The following is a 1,278-nucleotide window of genomic DNA, read 5'->3' as shown; positions in this document are numbered from 1 at the left end:
TTGTGACTTCTCTGGCGCGCTTCAGGTGGGCCGGGCTGCGGTGATCTTGGCGGGGTTCATCATCCACAGCACTTGGTCGATGCCCTGGTCGGAGGGCCCCCAGGTTCGTGCCCGCCTCGACCAGGTGGACGTCCGGGAAGTGGCGCCGTACGAACCCGGGGGTCCCGTCGGTCGAGTCGTTGTCGACGAGGATCACCGGGCGCGGGTGCAGGGGGAGCGTACGTGTCAGCGCCCGCAGCCGGTCCTTGCTGGCCACCACCACGGTGACTCTCGCATCGCTCACATGGGCCCACTAACCGTGACGGCCGTTCTTAGTCCTTGACGTGCTTCCCGGGTGAGCGTAGAAAGGTGGGTAACAGTGTTACCGATAAGAAACGGCGTTACCGTGACCACCGCGTACCAGCAGGCCCAGCAGGAGGGGCAGCACGTCGTCAGGGCCGCGATCCTCGACGCCGCCACCCACCTGCTCGTCACCGAGGGGCCGGCGGCGCTGACCGTGCGGCGGATCGCCGGCGAGGTCGGCTGCTCGACCAAGGTGATCTACACGCTCTTCGGCGGCAAGGACGGGCTCAGCGAGGCGCTCTGGCTGGAGGGGTTCGCGAGGTTCGAGCGGCGGCTGCTCGAGGAGCTCGACGACGGCGACGATCCCCTGACCTCGCTGCGCAGGGGCCTGGACGCCTACCGTGCCTACGCGCTGGCCGAGCCCGACTACTACCGGGTCATGTTCCTGGGGGCCATGGCCGGGTTCAAGCCGGGTGACGAGGCTGTGGGGTCCGCCAGGCGCACGTTCGGCCTGCTCGTGCGGGGCGTCGGGGAGTGCCTGGAGGCGGGCGCGCTGCGCGGGGGAGAGGCCGTGGAGATCGCCGACGTGCTCTGGATGGCGGTCCACGGCGCCGTAAGCCTGGAAATCCTCGGCCATTTCGACGAACCCACTGCGGCGCGGCGCTACCGGCTGCTCTACGACTCGGTGCTCACCCCCTTCCTGGCCCACGACGAGAGGAACGCACCATGACCACCCCCTACACCGGCGGATTCGCCCCCGTGAGCGAGGAGATCACCGCCTTCGACCTGGAGGTCACCGGACAGATCCCGGCCGAGCTCAACGGCCGCTACCTGCGTAACGGGCCCAACCCGCTCGGCCTCGACGACCCGAGGGCGAGCCACCTCTTCATCGGCGAGGGCATGGTGCACGGCGTGCGGCTGCGCGACGGCCGCGCCGAGTGGTACCGCAACCGCTGGGTACGCAGTGCCGACGTCGCCGCACGGCTCGGCGAGCCG

Annotated in this window: 2 protein-coding genes and 1 pseudogene; 2 read left to right on the top strand and 1 reads right to left on the bottom strand. The window is 69.7% G+C overall.

Annotated elements, in window-relative coordinates:
- A pseudogene (locus AB0J09_RS65030) lies at positions 1–283 on the bottom strand (hypothetical protein); the annotation flags it as partial.
- Positions 284–385: 102 nt separating this feature from the next.
- On the opposite strand from AB0J09_RS65030, the gene AB0J09_RS65025 reads away from it, so the two are divergent.
- Together AB0J09_RS65025 and AB0J09_RS65020 are read left to right on the top strand one after the other, a co-directional pair.
- Positions 386–1,012, top strand: coding sequence for a TetR/AcrR family transcriptional regulator (locus AB0J09_RS65025; RefSeq protein WP_360714513.1), 627 nt, complete (start codon positions 386–388; stop codon positions 1,010–1,012).
- On the top strand, positions 1,009–1,278 hold a 270-nt coding region (locus AB0J09_RS65020; RefSeq protein ID WP_360714511.1), incomplete at its 3' end, for a carotenoid oxygenase family protein. The genes AB0J09_RS65025 and AB0J09_RS65020, both read left to right, overlap by 4 nt.

The organism is Nonomuraea sp. NPDC049784, from assembly GCF_040659615.1.
GTDB lineage: Bacteria > Actinomycetota > Actinomycetes > Streptosporangiales > Streptosporangiaceae > Nonomuraea.
This window is presented reverse-complemented; position numbering and strand designations above follow the sequence as displayed.